General features: G+C 28.9%; 13 protein-coding genes, 1 riboswitch and 1 other annotated feature. Of the genes, 4 read left to right on the top strand and 9 right to left on the bottom strand.

Annotated features, from left to right (window positions below; genetic code table 11):
• Positions 1–131 precede the first annotated feature (131 nt).
• Positions 132–1,268 carry a VanW family protein gene (locus ACYUEW_RS04055; RefSeq protein WP_080333474.1) on the bottom strand — a complete coding sequence of 379 codons (1,137 nt, stop codon included), beginning with the start codon at positions 1,266–1,268 and terminating at the stop codon, positions 132–134.
• 152 nt (positions 1,269–1,420) lie between these two features.
• Between ACYUEW_RS04055 and ACYUEW_RS04050 the strand changes: the two genes are divergently transcribed.
• The 3 genes from ACYUEW_RS04050 to ACYUEW_RS04040 all read left to right on the top strand — a co-directional run bounded on the left by ACYUEW_RS04050 (position 1,421) and on the right by ACYUEW_RS04040 (position 4,806).
• On the top strand, positions 1,421–2,455 hold the full coding sequence (locus ACYUEW_RS04050; RefSeq protein ID WP_003487755.1) for a M42 family metallopeptidase: 1,035 nt from the start codon (positions 1,421–1,423) through the stop codon (positions 2,453–2,455).
• A gap of 112 nt (positions 2,456–2,567) precedes the next feature.
• Positions 2,568–3,551 (top strand): alpha/beta hydrolase, encoded by a 984-nt coding sequence (locus tag ACYUEW_RS04045; RefSeq protein ID WP_460276260.1) that lies wholly within the window; start codon positions 2,568–2,570, stop codon positions 3,549–3,551.
• 25 nt (positions 3,552–3,576) lie between these two features.
• Complete coding sequence (locus tag ACYUEW_RS04040; RefSeq protein ID WP_460276259.1) at positions 3,577–4,806, top strand: competence/damage-inducible protein A; 1,230 nt, start codon at positions 3,577–3,579, stop codon at positions 4,804–4,806.
• Positions 4,807–4,841: 35 nt separating this feature from the next.
• On the opposite strand, the gene ACYUEW_RS04035 is transcribed toward ACYUEW_RS04040, so the two are convergent.
• The 8 genes from ACYUEW_RS04035 to ACYUEW_RS04000 all read right to left on the bottom strand — a co-directional run bounded on the left by ACYUEW_RS04035 (position 4,842) and on the right by ACYUEW_RS04000 (position 13,016).
• Positions 4,842–6,005, bottom strand: a complete 1,164-nt coding sequence (locus tag ACYUEW_RS04035; RefSeq protein WP_460276258.1) for an NAD(P)-dependent malic enzyme — start codon at positions 6,003–6,005, stop codon at positions 4,842–4,844.
• A 383-nt stretch (positions 6,006–6,388) separates the two neighbouring features.
• Positions 6,389–7,030: an endonuclease III gene (gene nth / locus ACYUEW_RS04030; protein ID WP_460276257.1), complete on the bottom strand. Its 642-nt coding sequence runs from the start codon at positions 7,028–7,030 to the stop codon at positions 6,389–6,391.
• A gap of 91 nt (positions 7,031–7,121) precedes the next feature.
• Positions 7,122–7,823, bottom strand: a complete 702-nt coding sequence (locus ACYUEW_RS04025) for a lysophospholipid acyltransferase family protein (RefSeq protein ID WP_045886228.1) — start codon at positions 7,821–7,823, stop codon at positions 7,122–7,124.
• Between the two features lie 147 nt (positions 7,824–7,970).
• Positions 7,971–8,936, bottom strand: coding sequence for a tRNA epoxyqueuosine(34) reductase QueG (queG, locus tag ACYUEW_RS04020; RefSeq protein WP_460276256.1), 966 nt, complete (start codon positions 8,934–8,936; stop codon positions 7,971–7,973).
• Between the two features lie 21 nt (positions 8,937–8,957).
• Positions 8,958–9,554, bottom strand: a complete 597-nt coding sequence (epsC, locus tag ACYUEW_RS04015; protein ID WP_003487769.1) for a serine O-acetyltransferase EpsC — start codon at positions 9,552–9,554, stop codon at positions 8,958–8,960.
• A gap of 15 nt (positions 9,555–9,569) precedes the next feature.
• On the bottom strand, positions 9,570–10,484 hold the full coding sequence (gene cysK / locus ACYUEW_RS04010; protein WP_043030940.1) for a cysteine synthase A: 915 nt from the start codon (positions 10,482–10,484) through the stop codon (positions 9,570–9,572).
• Positions 10,485–10,541: 57 nt separating this feature from the next.
• Positions 10,542–10,781: a binding site (T-box leader), on the bottom strand.
• A 65-nt stretch (positions 10,782–10,846) separates the two neighbouring features.
• Positions 10,847–11,545 carry a spore cortex-lytic enzyme gene (sleB, locus tag ACYUEW_RS04005; RefSeq protein ID WP_003487772.1) on the bottom strand — a complete coding sequence of 233 codons (699 nt, stop codon included), beginning with the start codon at positions 11,543–11,545 and terminating at the stop codon, positions 10,847–10,849.
• 205 nt (positions 11,546–11,750) lie between these two features.
• The gene (locus ACYUEW_RS04000) at positions 11,751–13,016 is read right to left on the bottom strand and encodes a magnesium transporter (RefSeq protein WP_460276255.1); all 1,266 of its coding nucleotides are present in this window, start codon (positions 13,014–13,016) and stop codon (positions 11,751–11,753) included.
• Between the two features lie 207 nt (positions 13,017–13,223).
• Positions 13,224–13,387, bottom strand: a riboswitch (M-box (ykoK) riboswitch).
• Positions 13,388–13,613: 226 nt separating this feature from the next.
• Here ACYUEW_RS04000 and ACYUEW_RS03995 point away from each other — a divergent pair.
• On the top strand, positions 13,614–15,554 hold the full coding sequence (locus ACYUEW_RS03995) for a YgiQ family radical SAM protein (protein WP_080333473.1): 1,941 nt from the start codon (positions 13,614–13,616) through the stop codon (positions 15,552–15,554).
• The last annotated feature ends 242 nt before the right edge of the window (positions 15,555–15,796 follow it).

The raw sequence follows: 15,796 nt of genomic DNA, 5'->3' as shown, positions 1-15,796 counted from the left end.
ATGAATCTTACTATTAATTAATATTTATTATTAATTAATCCATATAAAAATAAGCCATCTCAAAATTAAATCTATTTTAAGAGGGCCTATTATAAAACTTAATTGTATTATTAATTAATTTATAATTACTATTATTTTGAATAAAGATTAAATACTACATTACCATTGCTTGTATAAGCCTCTATATAAACGGGGCTTTGCAAATTATTTCTAAATTTATAATCTATATTTCCATAATCTACAGTAGCATCCATACCCTGTGGTACATAATGCACTGGTTTAGTATGGTGCGATCTTTCTACAGATTCTAAGTTGCAGCTTGCTACGGCATTGAATAAAGTCGAAGAAACTTGACATACTCCGCCACCTAATCCATTTTCTATTTTTTCACCTACTATAACCGGTGCTGCTTGATATCCCTTTTCTGCTGTTCTTTGCCCTACAACCCCATTAAAACTAAACACATCTCCTGGCATTAATATCTTACCATTTATAGCACTTGTAGATGTAGCTATATTGTTTGCCCTTTGAGGTGAAGATATAGACCCATAATGACTTGAATAAGATCCTATCATTCTACCTACCCCCTGTAGCTTGTCTTCTGTGATTCTAGGCGTAACTGTTTTCATTACAGCTTTTTCTGTTATATCACTAGATATATCATTATTTATTTTAGGGATCAAATCTTTTTTTAATTTATCTTTATCTAATTTTTCCCCATTTTTATGAGATATAACACCAAAGCCACCCCCGTTTAAAGCTAAGGATGCATCTATAGGACTTATATTTACATCCTTTTCTATTTTACTTATTAATGAGTCTATTACCTTCTCATCATATTTGAAATTTATAGAATAATTTTTAGGAGTTTTATTTTTTATCAAACTATACCTTTTAAAGATTATCAAATTTTTTCCATAAGCTTCTGCATCCTTTAATAGATTGTCTAAATTATTTGTAAGTTTTAAATCAGAATACTTTAATGTATAGGTCTTATCTTTAACTTTTACATTAATATTCTTACCTAACAATTTATTCCAATACCTTTCTTGTATAATCTTTTTTGCTTCCTCTTTAGTTTTTCCGGATAAATCTATACCTTCTACAGAAACTCCTGGATAAATTAAATTATTATAAGATTTTATATTATTATATTGATATGTTGCAAAAGCTGATAAAATCAATAATATTGCAACTGATAAGGTAATTAATGCTATCTTCATTGGTTTTAATTTTTTCTTTCTTCTATCTTTTCTTGATTTAACCAAATATATCACCTCTCTAAAGTCCATAAATATTATACTACAAAAGACATAAACTTCCTATGGATTAATAAGTTCTTTCCAATTGAATATTTTAAAATACTAAATTTTAGTATATACTTGGAAGTAATAAAAGTATATTTTTAGGGAGTGTTTATATGGATTACCACAAAAAACTTATATTAAATTATTTAAAAAATATATTAACTATTCCAAGTCCAACAGGCTTTACTAATCATATAACAAATTATCTAAAAAAAGAATTAGATACTATTGGTATACAATATAAAATAGCAAATAAAGGTTCCATAATAGTTACTTTAGAAGGAGAAGATAAAAGCTTTGAGCGAACCTTATCTGCTCATATGGATACCCTCGGTGCTATGGTTAAAAACATAAATGATAATGGAACATTATCCATAGTTCCATTAGGTGGATTTATGATGAATTCTATTGAAGGTGAAAATTGTAGTATCCACACACTAAATGATGAAGTTTATTCTGGAACAATACAAACTATAAAACCTTCCGTTCACATTCATGGTAAAGAAGCTTATGATTTAAAGCGTTCCCCTGAGAACATGGAAGTAATATTAGATGAAAAAGTATTTTCTAAAAAAGATTTAGAAAATTTAAACATAAACATAGGGGATTTTATTTCCTTTGATACAAGAAATATATTTACTGAAAATGGTTTTATAAAAAGTAGACATTTAGATGATAAAGCCTCCTTAGCCATTCTTCTTTATGCTATAAAATATATTCATGTTAATAATTTACCATTATCTTGTACTACTAATTTCTTATTTAGTAACTACGAAGAAGTAGGTCACGGAGCTAGTTACATACCAAAAAATACAAAAGAATTCATTGCTGTAGATATGGGTGCCCCTGGAGAAAATCAAAACTCCTCTGAATATAGTGTATGCATATGTGCAAAAGATTCTACAGGTCCCTATGATTTAGATTTCAGGAAAAATTTAATTAATATATGTAAAACTAGCAATATCCCTTATAAAATAGATATATATCCTTCTTACGGATCTGATGCAAGTGCTGCTTTAAGGGCAGGTTTTGATATAAAAACTGCCTTAATAGGCCCTGGAGTATATGCCTCACATGCTTATGAAAGAACCCATATGGATGCAATACTAGCCACATTAGATCTAATAATAAAATACTGTGTATCTTAATATTAAATAGATTCACCTCCTTTAATTTTAAAAATTTACACACTATTTAGTTTAAAAATAATATATTAATATAAATTACTCTAATCTAATGTATTTTATTAAGGGGGAAAATATGTATCACACAGCCAATATTAAGAACACCAAAACTAAAAAATACAAAATATTATTTTTAATACCTATATTGATAATTTTCATAATCATTAATATATTAGGTTTTTATAATGGTAATTTAATATATGTTAGGGCATGCATAGAACCCACTAGTAGAAACATCACTAACATGTACGATACTTATAAATCAACTTTTGATGAAAGGCGTTTCAATTCATTGAAAAAAGAAAACATAACTATAAACTCTAAATATGGTTATGCTCTAAAAGGGACTTATATGGAGAACCCCCATAAGACTAAAAATTCTGTAGTTATAGTTCATGGTATCCGCTCATCTCGTTGGGAATCAATGAAGTATGCAGATTTATACTTAGATAAAGGCTTTAATGTTTTAATATACGATTCTAGATATCATGGTTTGAGCGGTGGTTCTGATGTAACCTATGGATATTATGAAAGATATGATTTGGATCAATGCATTGATTGGCTAGAAAGAAAAAATCCTGCTGGGATTATAGGTGCTCATGGAGAATCTTTAGGTGCATCCACAATATTACTTCACTCTAAAATGAATTTATCTAAAAATAGAGTAAAATTTTATGTAGCAGATTGTCCCTATTCTAATTTAGAAGAGCTTTTAAAAAATAAGTTAAATGAAGAGCTACACATTAATAATAAAATCATTACTGATTCATTATTATTCTATTCTGGTGCTTGTACCCTTTTAAAATCAAAGTTTCTCTATAGCAGGGTTTCTCCTATAGATTCTATAAAAACTGTACAAACACCTATAATGTTTATACATGGTGATAAAGATATTTATATACCTAAAAAAATGAGTGAAGAAATGTATAAAATAAAACCAGGACCAAAAGAAATATATATTGCTCCTAATGCAGGCCATGCTCAAGCCTATTTATATAACAAGAAAGAATACAGAAAAAATTTATATAAATTTATAGATAAATATGTAAAGATTAACTAAACTATTTAAGGAAGGTGCTAAAATCATGAAAGCAGAAATACTTTGTGTAGGAACTGAACTATTATTAGGTGACATTGTAAATACAAATGCCCAATATATATCTAAAGAATTAGCTAATATGGGGATAGACGTCTATCATCACTCTGTAATTGGAGATAATGAAAATAGATTATTAAAAGAACTCGAAAGGGCCTTTAATTATTGTGATTTAGTTATAACTACTGGGGGTTTAGGACCTACCAAGGATGATCTTACTAAAGAATCCGTAGCTAAATTTTTTCAGGAAGATTTAATACTACATCAAGAATCCTTAAATCAAATAGAAAAAAGACTATTATGTTTTAATAAATCTATGACAGAAAGTAATAAAAAACAAGCTTACTTTCCTAAGAATTGTACAATACTAGAAAATCCTAATGGGACCGCGCCAGGATTTATAATAGAAAAAAATAGTAAAATAGCTATAATACTGCCTGGCCCACCTTATGAAATGCAACCTATGTTTGAAAACAAAGTAATACCTTATTTAGGTAAACTAACAAATTATACTATAAAATCTAAAGTTTTAAGAATAACAGGCATAGGAGAAAGTGATGTAGCAGATTTAATAAGTGATATTTTAGAAAATCAAACTAATCCTACAGTAGCTCCCTATGCTAAACAAGGAGAAACTACATTAAGAATTACCGCTAAGGCACATTCTGAAGAAAAAGCCCTAAGTTTAATAAGCCCTGTAGAAGAAAAAGTAAGAGAAATACTAGGAGATAATATATATGGTTCTGGTGAAACTTCATTAGAAGAAGTTATTGCTAATACTCTTATAAAAAGAAATTTAACTATAGCTACAGCAGAATCTTGTACTGGTGGTTTACTAGCAGGAAAACTTATAAACTTTCCTGGTATATCATCTATATTTTTAGAAGGAGCCATAACCTATAGCAATGAATCTAAAATAAATAGATTAAATGTAAAAAAAGAAACCTTAGAAAAATATACAGCTGTAAGTAAGGAAGTGGCCCTAGAAATGGCTGAGGGCATAGCAAAATCTTCAGGTACAAATATAGGTATATCTACTACAGGAGTAGCAGGTCCTGGTGGTGGCACATATGATAAACCTATAGGATTAGTTTACATAGGTCTTTATATAAATGGAAAAACCTTTGTTAAAGAATTAAAATATTCTGGTAACAGACAGTTTATAAGAAATATAACTGTAACTAGAGCACTAGATTTTTTAAGAAGAAACTTAAAATAAGGAAAGTGCATCGCACTTTCCTTATTTTATAGTTTTCATAATCCCATTTCTAGGGCTACTTTTTTTACTTCCTCTGCTACAACTTCTGCTACTCTTTTATCAAAGGCTCCTGGTATTATATACTCCTCATTTAGTTCATTATCCTGTACCAAAGAGGCTATAGCTTTAGCTGCCGCTAGTTTCATTTCTTCATTTATAACTTTAGATCTTACATCTAATGCACCTCTAAAAATTCCTGGAAATACTAATACATTATTTATTTGATTTGGGAAATCAGATCTTCCTGTAGCTACTACTCTGGCTCCTGCCTTTTTTGCTTTATCTGGCATTATTTCTGGAGTTGGGTTTGCCATAGCAAATACTATAGAATCATTATTCATAGTGGCTACCATTTCTTCTGTAAGTATGTTTGGTGCTGACACACCTATAAATACATCTTTTCCTTTTATTACATCTTTTAATGTTCCTTTTTCATTTTCTTTATTAGTTATTTCCGCTATTAATTTTTGAGCTTCATTTAAATTATTATTACCTTTTACTAAAGAGCCTTCTTTATCACACATTATTATGTTTTTAGCTCCTGCTTGTAATAATAACTTACATATGGATATTCCTGCAGAACCAGCTCCATTTATAACTATTCTTGCTTCTTCTAATTTTTTTCCCACAAATCTTAGTGCATTATATATTCCTGCTAAAACAACTATGGCTGTTCCATGCTGATCATCATGAAATACTGGAATATCTAATTCCTCTTTTAATTTTTTTTCTATGTAAAAACATTCTGGAGCTTTTATGTCCTCTAAATTTATACCTCCAAATCCTGGAGCTATAAGTTTAACTGTTTTTATAATTTCTTCAGGGTCTTTACTATCTATACAAATTGGAAATGAATCTATATTGGCAAATTCTTTAAATAAAAGTGCCTTTCCTTCCATAACAGGCAACCCTGCATAAGGGCCTATATCTCCTAAACCTAAAACTGCTGTACCATTAGTTACTACAGCTACTGTATTTCCTTTCATGGTATATTCATAAACTAAAGATTTATCCTCACTTATTTTTACACAGGGTTCTGCAACTCCTGGAGTATATGCTATGGATAAATCTTCTTTATTTTTGACTTGTATTTTCCCTTCTATTGATAATTTCCCTTTAAATTTTTTATGTACCATTAGTGATTTTTCTTTAATATCCATATTATTCTCCCCTCTTTCATTGTATATCCATATATATGATTTATTTAATTTCTCCGATGACTACCCGCTCTAATACTCTCATCGCACTCTGTGAAAGCGATTCGCACCAAATCAAAGATTTGGACTCTCTGCTTTTCTTCAAAGTGGGAGTAAAGAGCGGCTACGTCCCTGGATAACGATTTCCCCTAAAGGATAATGACTTCTAAGGAGTGAAACTCCTAAGAATTCTGTTAATAAGCTTTAGTGGGAGTAAAAACTCCCTCTGAAGCCAAGAACTCTGTTTATAAACAAAATCTAAAAAAAATTATCCACATGTGGATATCTTTAATAGCAAAACCATCTTAGATATAAGATAATTTGCTATTATAAGTAAACACTTATATTTAAGATGGTTTAACCTCTTCATTATAATATTTGCAATATTTTTTTATAGTACATTCTTCACATTTAGGTTTTCTAGCTACGCAGCATCTTCTTCCATGAAATATTAACACATGATGCATTAATATCCATAGTTCCTTTGGTATAACTTGTTGTAACTGTTCCTCTGTTTTTAATACATTGCTAGCATCTACCAATCCTATTCTGTTAGATACTCTAAAAACATGGGTATCTACTGCTATAGTGGGTACTTTAAAAGCATTTGCTAAAACCACATTAGCAGTTTTTCTACCTACTCCCGGTAGTGAAGTTAAGTCATTAAAATCATTAGGGACTTCACTTTCAAATTTTTCTTCTAACTCTTTACAAAGTAATAATATATTCTTAGATTTATTTCTATATAGACCTATTTTTTTAATTTTTTCCTCTAATTCTTCTCTTGTTAATTTTAAAAAATCCTTAGGAGTAGAATATTCCTTAAATAGTACTTTTGTTACCTCATTTACTTTTTTATCTGTAGTTTGAGCAGATAAGACTGTAGCTATTAAAAGTTCAAAAGGATTTCTATGTTCTAATTCGCAATTAGCATCAGGATATGTGTCTATTAATATATCTATAACATTTTTTATTTCATGATCATTCAATTGAAAATCACTCCCATAATTTTAGTTTAATAGATAACTCTATTTATTAAACTAACCCTTAATTATTATTAAATTTCTATATACATAAGTTTTAGTTATCATATATTCCTCTATATTCTTTTGGTATCAATTTAGCTATTTCACCCATAAGGTAATTCATGAGTTTATCTTCATATTCATGTTTTGATTCTTCTTTATTTTTTTTAGGTAATTCTACTGCTCTTCCTATATTTATTGTTACATTAGCAGATTGAAAACGCTCCAAAGCCATGTCTTTGTCATTTATGGGTAAAAGTTTTTCTGTTCCACTAATTCCTAAAGGTACTATAGTAGCTTTACTTAATTTTTGTATTAAAACTACACCTTTTTTAGGCTCCATTAATTTTGCAGTTCTACTTCTAGTTCCTTCTGGGAATATTAAAATATTATTCCCTGATTTCAAAGTTTTTACTATATTATATATAGCCTCTTTATCTGCAGTGTTTGGCTTTATTGGTATAGTTTTTGTTATTTCTAATCCAAGTTTAGTTAGAGAATTATCTTTAAGCTTAACTCCTGCTATAAAAGTTATATCCTGATCTTCTAATACTTTATTTATAACTAAAGCATCTGAATTACTTAAATGGTTAGAAATAAAAATAATTGGCTTATCTATATTTTTTAAGTTTTCTTTACCATTTATAGTTAAATTAGCATATTTGTTTATATATCTATTTAATATTTTTTGTGATAAAAATTTTAAAAATCCCTTAGGCATATGTCCTATTATTTTTGTCATTGTAGGAGAAATCATTTATAACACCTCTCAAAGCTCCTAATTTGTCTCATTACTAATAATTATAAAGTATCTAGATTGGTTTAACTAAAATTTACATAGAGTAAAAATTCAGTCTAAATTAAGTTTACCTTTATAAATACTGTTCTAAATAAATTATAATTATTATTTCTTTAAAAGTCTACGATAATAATCTAATACATAGGGAGATTTTATATTTTTTCCCTGTATATCTATATTCTTATTCATTGTAATACAATTAATTAAAGCATTTCTTTGCAATATGCTCTTTCCTCTCCAACCACAGGATGTTAGTTTATATTTTTCTTTAAATTCTTTATTGTTAACATATATCAGCTCTTCTAAATCTAAATTTTCCATAAAATTAAAAGGCTTAAATCCCTCTATATTAGAAGTGTCTATATTCTTATTATAAGGACATACCCTTTGACAAGTATCACAACCAAACATTCTTCCTTTTAGTTTATCAAACCATTCTTCCTCTATATTCTTTTTTTGAGTAATGTAAGATAAACATATATTAGGGTCTTTATTTTCTAAAGAATTAGTTGGACAAGCTTTAAGGCATATATTGCAATCCTTACACTTACACTCCATTGGTTCATCTTCATTGATTTCCATATCTGTGATTATTTCACCTAAAAATACATAAGAACCATATCTTTCTGTAACAAGCATATTATTTTTTCCTATAAATCCTATACCACATAAATAGGCAATATATCTTTCTGGCAAATCATTGCTATCTACAAAATGTTCTGCTCTGTAACCTTTACTTTGTATAAATTCACATATTTTTTTTAAATATTCATTTACTATAGTATGATAATCCCTACCTTGAGTATATTTTGAAAAATATATATTATTTTTGTAATCTAAATTAAATAAATAGGGAAAAGCAATAGAAATTATTGTTTTCCCCTCTCTCATATATTGAAATGGATCCACTCTTTTATTTATATCTTTACCTTCAAATTCATTTTGTCTGTTTTCATTTTTTCTTTCTGTAAATTCTGGTATAAGCTCATGAAAAATCCTACATTTTGTGAATCCTATTAAATCTAACCCTAAATTTCTGCAATATTCTTTTACAGATTCCTTACAATCCATATTAATCTTTTCTCCCAAAAACTATATTATCATATCGTTGTATATTACTTTTTTAACACCATTATAATCTCTTATTTCTATAACAGACGCCTTTTTTTCATATCTTACTACCTTAGCTGGTATACCTACCGCTGTAGAATTAGCTGGTATATGATGCAATACCACTGCATTAGCGCCTATTTTTACATTATCTCCTATATTTATAGGTCCTAGTACTTTTGCTCCACTTCCTATTATAACATTATTACCTACAGTAGGGTGTCTCTTACCTTTATCTTTTCCCGTTCCGCCTAAAGTTACTCCATGATATAAAGTTACATTATCTCCAACCTCCGCAGTTTCACCAATAACAACTCCCATACCATGATCTATAAATAGACCTTTTCCTATAGTTGCCCCTGGATGAATCTCTATGCCTGTAAAAAATCTTGATATTTGAGAAATAAGTCTAGCTAAGAAAAATAAATGTGCTTTATAAAACAAGTGGGATATTCTATAGGCTATTAAAGCATGAATAAATGGATATAATATAAAAACTTCTAAAACATTTCGAGCGGCTGGATCTTTTTCCTTAGCATTTTTTAAATCATATATTAAAGTTTTAAAAGGATTTTTCATAATAATTCACCTCTTTTATTTATCATATAACCCGGTGGATATATATTTTTCCCCACCATCTGGAGCTACAGTTACAACTTTTTTACCTTTTCCCAATTCTCTAGCTATTTTTATAGCTGCTGCTATATTTGCTCCTGAAGATATACCTACTAATATTCCCTCTTCTGTCCCAAATCTTCTTGCATATTCATAGGATTCTTCATCTGTTATAGTCATTACCTCATCTACTACATCTTTTTCATATACCTCTGGTACAAATCCTGCTCCTATGCCCTGTATTTTGTGCGGTGCGGCTTTTCCTCCTGATATTACCGGAGAATTATGAGGTTCCACAGCTACAACTTTTATATTTTTATTAGATTCTTTTAATCTTCTTCCAATACCTGCTATAGTGCCTCCAGTACCTACTGAAGCTACAAAAACATCTAAATCTTTTACATCCTTTAATATCTCAACAGCAGTAGTTTCATAATGCTTTTTTGAATTAGCTCTATTTGAAAATTGTTGAGGAATAAAATAACCCTTTTTATCTCTAGCTAATTCTTCTGCCTTTTCTATAGCACCTGTCATTCCTTTATTTCCTTCTGTAAGAACCAATTCTGCTCCGTAAGCCTTTATCATGTTTCTTCTTTCTATACTCATGGAATCCGGCATAACAATAATCACTTTATAACCTTTTAATCTTCCTACCATAGCAAGTCCTATTCCTGTATTACCACTAGTAGGCTCTACTATTATATCTCCTGGTTTTATTTTACCCATGCTTTCTGCCTCTTCAATCATACCCAAAGCTGCTCTATCCTTTATACTACCACCAGGATTAAATTTTTCTAGTTTTACATAAACATCTGCCATATTTTCTTCTTGCATATTGTTTAATTTAAACATAGGTGTATTTCCTATTAAGTCTATAGAGCTTTCGTATAACATATTAATCTCCCCTTTTTAAAATAAATTTAATCTAAAAAAACTTCATCTCTATAAAAATATAGAGACGAAGTATATGCTCCGTGGTTCCACTCTAGTTAGATATTAAAATCCCACTTTATCAGGTACTTAATAAATTTATACCCTATCACTATAACGGGTGAACCCGATGTAGCCTACTTTATTCGGTACACAACTCCAAAGGGCACTTCACATAAACCTTCTTTAGAAATTTTCCAGCAAAACAATTTCCTCTCTGAAAAGATTGATTATGCTACTTTCCTTTTTCAACGTTTTTATTTCCGACTATTTTAGTATGAATTCTATAATATAATTATATGATATTTTTTGAATTTGTCAACTACTTATTTACAAAATCTATGTTTGCCTATTACTTTTATTAATGGTCTTGACCAAATCCAAGAACTTGTAGCGGTAACAGGATTAAAGTAATACATAGCCCCACCAGATGGATCCCATCCATTTAAAGCATCCCTAGCTGCATTTATAGAGTTTTGTTCCATAGTTGCATGTATTTGACCATCTACTATAGCAGTAAATGCACCTGGTTGATATATAACTCCGGCCACACTATTAGGGAATTTAGGATTCCTTGTTCTATTTAAAACTACTGCTCCTACTGCTACTTGCCCTTCATAAGGTTCTCCTCTGGCTTCTCCATTTATAAGTCTAGCTAAAAGCATAACATCTTGGTTATTAGAACTTGCACTTCCTCCTGATGATGATCCAGTATTTATTCCAAGTGCAACTAAAGTTTTGTCTCCAATTATTCCATCTACTGTCAAACCATTTTTAGATTGAAAACTTCTTACGGCTGTATAAGTTCCATGGCCAAATATTCCATCTACTCCTCCATTATAATACCCCCAGGCTTTAAGTTTTCTTTGAACCTGTGAAATAATATCTCCTCTATGTCCATAATAATATGCTACAGCTTTAGTAGCATTTGTATAAGGTAATATATAAAGAGTAGTACTGCCATAAGCTATCATTAAAGCTAAAACATATATTATTGCTCTTTTTAAATATATATTCTTCCTCATAATACTCCTCCCACAAAATCCATAGTTTTGCTATTTATTTTAAAATTAGTTTGTGCATAAAATTATAAAAAATACTCTTTTATAAAATAAAATCAAAAAATAAAAAACACATGTAATAAACATATTAATAAATTTATTACATGTATTTTTTATATTTGCTATATTAAATATATTTTAAGATACCATCTTTCATAATAAATATAACTTAAACCGTAACTATTTTAACTTTCTTTCTCCACATAGGTGCAAATACATCCTCTATAATATCATCTATCGATATTGTTCCACATAATTTATTTTCTCCTTCAACTACGGCAATAGATAATAAATCATACTTTATTGCTAATTCTACAGCTTCATTTATATGGTCTGTATCTTTAACTTTTACTATATCCTTATCCATTATATCTTTTAATTTAGCTTTTGGGGTAGATATTATTAAATCTGTGAGGGATATAGCTCCTTTTAGTTGTTCTTTTTCATCTACAATATATATATAATAAGATTCTTCATCCTTAGGTTTTATTTCTCTTAATAAATCTATAGTTTCTTCCGCAGTTATGTTTACATTAAAAGATATAAAATCTTTATTCATTATGCTTCCTGCAGTTTCCTCCTTATAATCCATAAGTTTCCTTATATCCTTAGCATCTCTTTCTTCCATAATAGAAAGAATTTCTTCCACTTCTTCCTCTCTCATTTGTGCCAGTATATCTGCCGCCTCATCCTTTGACATATTATATATAATTTCAGCTTTTTTAGAGGAAGTCATTCCTTCTAACATTTCTGTTTTTACTTCTAAGTCTATTTCTTCAAAAGTATCTGCAGCTAAATCATCATCTAGGCTTTCAAAAACTAATTTTCTATAACTATCATTCATATCTTCTATAATATCTGCTAAATCTGCTGGATGTAATGTTGAAAGCTTTTGGTAAGATACAGATAATTTCAAATTATTATTTACCATTTCTAAAGATTCTACACTATCCCACATTATTAAAGTGTCTTCTATTTTCTTATTAAATATTTTATAAATACTTCTTAATAAGTTTTCCATCCCTATTCTTCTACTTAATGCTAGTGCACCTGTATCTACAGCTATTACTTTATATTCTCCTGCAATTTCTCCAATTCTTAAGTCATGCACTTTAACCATCTTTTTGCCATTTATATCAATTATTTGTTTATCTAAAAGATGTTGTGACAATAAATAGGAATATTTTCTTAATATTATATCTCTAGTTCCTATTACTTTTATAATAGTTTTACTCTCATCATCATAAAAAGAAATATTTTTAAACTCATAATTTGCTAATTCTCTTCCCTTTTTTATCTTATAGGCTATGGCTCTTGGATAGTCATCCTCAGAAGTTACATAAATATCAATTAGTTTACCTATATAATCACCATACTCATCATAAACTCTTTTATTAATAATTTTACTTAAGAAAAAACTTTGTAGCTTCTTCATAAATATTCCTCCTTTCACATTTGTAAAGGAATATTTTAAGCTACAAATAAATAGTTCTGCTTAAATAAATATTCCTCTACAAAACAATATAATTTTTATTTGGCCTATGCTCCCATCATACGGACCAGTTTCCATTTATATCACCATCCTAAAAATTTATAAAACAAAAAGAGCCTATTAGGCTCCTTATACATGCATAACTAAAACTTTAACATCAATCGTTGAGTTTTAGCACTATATAGCTTTGGACTACAGCCAGCTACATTAAGTAAAACCTTACTTCGGTAATACCTGGTGACCCATTGGCATCTCTCGATGTTTCCGGGCAGTAGCGTATATCTATATAGGAGCCTCACCTAACGTACACTATTAACATTTTGCCTTATATTTTTATTATATTGTTTATACCTTTGTTTTGCAACTGAATTTATCAAATTTTTTTAAATTTATTCATTATTTAAATTTATATTGTTTTATTTTAATATATCTTGCTTTTATACCGTATTTCTTATTTTTAAATTATTTTTGATATTAAACAAAATGAACTGTATAATAATATTATTACAAAATTGTATTTAAGATAGGAGAATGAAAATATTGAATAGTATGGACTTTTTACCCATAAGTAAAGAGGATTTGAAAAAAAGAAACATAGATGTTTTAGATTTTATAATAGTAACTGGTGATGCTTATGTAGACCATCCATCCTTCGGTACTGCAATTATAGGGAGAGTATTAGAAAGAGAAGGATTTACTGTTGGAATCATAGCTCAACCTAATTGGAAGAACATAGAGGACTTTAAAAAACTAGGAAAACCTAAATATGGATTTTTAGTTAACTCTGGTAATATAGATTCTATGGTAAATCACTATACTGCATCTAAAAAAAGAAGACATGACGACTTCTATTCCCCAGGTGGAAAATCTGGATATAGACCTGATAGAGCAGTTATTGTTTACTGTAATAAGATAAAGGAAGCTTTCAAAGATTCACCTATAATAATAGGTGGTATAGAAGCTAGCTTAAGAAGATTTGCCCATTATGATTATTGGGATAACTCAGTAAGAAGAAGTATTCTAGAAGATTCTAGCGCAGATTTATTAATATATGGTATGGGAGAAAAACCTATAGTTCAAGTTTCTAATCTTTTAAGATATGGTATGAAAATAGACAGTATAAAAAATGTAAGAGGTACAGCGTATATTGAGAAAGATATATCCTCTTTAAAAGATTATATTGAAATACCATCCTTTGAAGAGGTTTCTACAAATAAAAAATCCTATGCAGAAGCTTACAAAATACAATATTATGAACAAGATTCCATAAGGGGTGAAACCTTAGTGCAGAAACATAAAGAAAGATATGTAGTGCAAAATCCACCCCAACCACCTCTATCTCAAGAAGAAATGGATGAAGTTTATGCACTTCCATACGCTAGGACTTATCATCCTATGTATGAGGCTGAAGGTGGAATTCCTGCCATTAAAGAGGTTAAATTTTCAATTACTAGCCATAGAGGCTGCTATGGAAGTTGTTCTTTTTGTGCTTTGACCTTTCATCAGGGAAGAGTCATTCAAAATAGAAGCCAAGATTCTATTTTAAAAGAAGCAAATATGATGACTAATATGAAGGATTTCAAAGGCTACATCCATGATGTAGGTGGCCCTACAGCTAACTTTAGACATAGGGCTTGTAAAGTTCAAGAAAAACATGGTACTTGCAAAAACAAACAATGTGTATTCCCAAAAGCCTGCAAAAACTTAATTGTAGATCATAAAGAATACTTAAGTTTATTAAGAAAAATAAGAAAAATGCCTAATGTAAAAAAAGTATTTATACGTTCTGGTATTAGATTTGATTATTTAATATATGATAAAAACGATGAGTTTTTTAAAGAATTATGTGAACATCATATAAGTGGACAGTTAAAAGTTGCTCCTGAACATATAAGTGATAAAGTTTTAAACTTAATGGGTAAGCCTACTAGAAATGTTTATGATTCTTTTGTTAAAAAATATTATGATATAAACAAAAAAATACATAAAAATCAATTTTTAGTTCCTTATTTAATGTCTAGTCATCCTGGTAGCGATTTAAAGGCTGCCATAGAACTAGCTCAATATATAAAAAAAATGGGCTATACTCCAGAACAAGTACAAGACTTTTACCCTACTCCTGGTAGCTTATCAACTACTATGTATTATACAGGAGTAAATCCTTTAACTGAGGAAAAAGTTTATGTACCTAAAGATCAAAAAGAAAAAAGCATGCAAAGGGCATTATTACAATTCTCTATTCCTGATAACTATGATCTAGTAAAAGAAGCCTTAATAAAAGCTCACAGAGAAGATTTAATAGGAAATGGACCTGATTGTTTAATACCTTACAATAAACCTCATAAAAAATCTCATAAAAAAAATAATTTTAAAAATAACAATAACCATTCTAATAAAAGTAATGGTAAAAATAAGGATACTAGTAAAAACAATAAAAAAATTAAGAAAAACTCTCTTTCTAAGCATAAAAAAAGAAAATAAACAGCCTCTAGTGCTGTTTATTTTTTATATATTATTAAATAAAAATTATCATAAATTCTATACTCCATTAAATAGTTAAATAAATTTAGTTTTATCTTATCAATTTATTCACAGCTATATATAAAGTATATATCCAAATAATATTCCCTAATATATTGGGTGGTAATATATTAATGTTTAAAAAACTTAGTATAATATCCGATATATTTGCTATTGTACTAAAAAACATTAAATATAATATA

It is taken from the genome of Clostridium sp. CTA-1, assembly GCF_054768215.1.
This window is presented reverse-complemented; position numbering and strand designations above follow the sequence as displayed.

Excerpts from the sequence above, each read along its gene's own strand:
- ACYUEW_RS04050 (WP_003487755.1), top strand. The coding sequence starts at position 1,421 with ATGGATTACCACAAAAAACTTATATTAAATTATTTAAAAAATATATTA.
- ACYUEW_RS04045 (WP_460276260.1), top strand. The coding sequence starts at position 2,568 with ATGTATCACACAGCCAATATTAAGAACACCAAAACTAAAAAATACAAA.
- ACYUEW_RS04040 (WP_460276259.1), top strand. The coding sequence starts at position 3,577 with ATGAAAGCAGAAATACTTTGTGTAGGAACTGAACTATTATTAGGTGAC.
- ACYUEW_RS04035 (WP_460276258.1), bottom strand. The coding sequence starts at position 6,005 with ATGGATATTAAAGAAAAATCACTAATGGTACATAAAAAATTTAAAGGG.
- ACYUEW_RS04025 (WP_045886228.1), bottom strand. The coding sequence starts at position 7,823 with ATGATTTCTCCTACAATGACAAAAATAATAGGACATATGCCTAAGGGA.
- queG (WP_460276256.1), bottom strand. The coding sequence starts at position 8,936 with ATGGATTGTAAGGAATCTGTAAAAGAATATTGCAGAAATTTAGGGTTA.
- epsC (WP_003487769.1), bottom strand. The coding sequence starts at position 9,554 with ATGAAAAATCCTTTTAAAACTTTAATATATGATTTAAAAAATGCTAAG.
- cysK (WP_043030940.1), bottom strand. The coding sequence starts at position 10,484 with ATGTTATACGAAAGCTCTATAGACTTAATAGGAAATACACCTATGTTT.
- sleB (WP_003487772.1), bottom strand. The coding sequence starts at position 11,545 with ATGAGGAAGAATATATATTTAAAAAGAGCAATAATATATGTTTTAGCT.
- ACYUEW_RS04000 (WP_460276255.1), bottom strand. The coding sequence starts at position 13,016 with ATGAAGAAGCTACAAAGTTTTTTCTTAAGTAAAATTATTAATAAAAGA.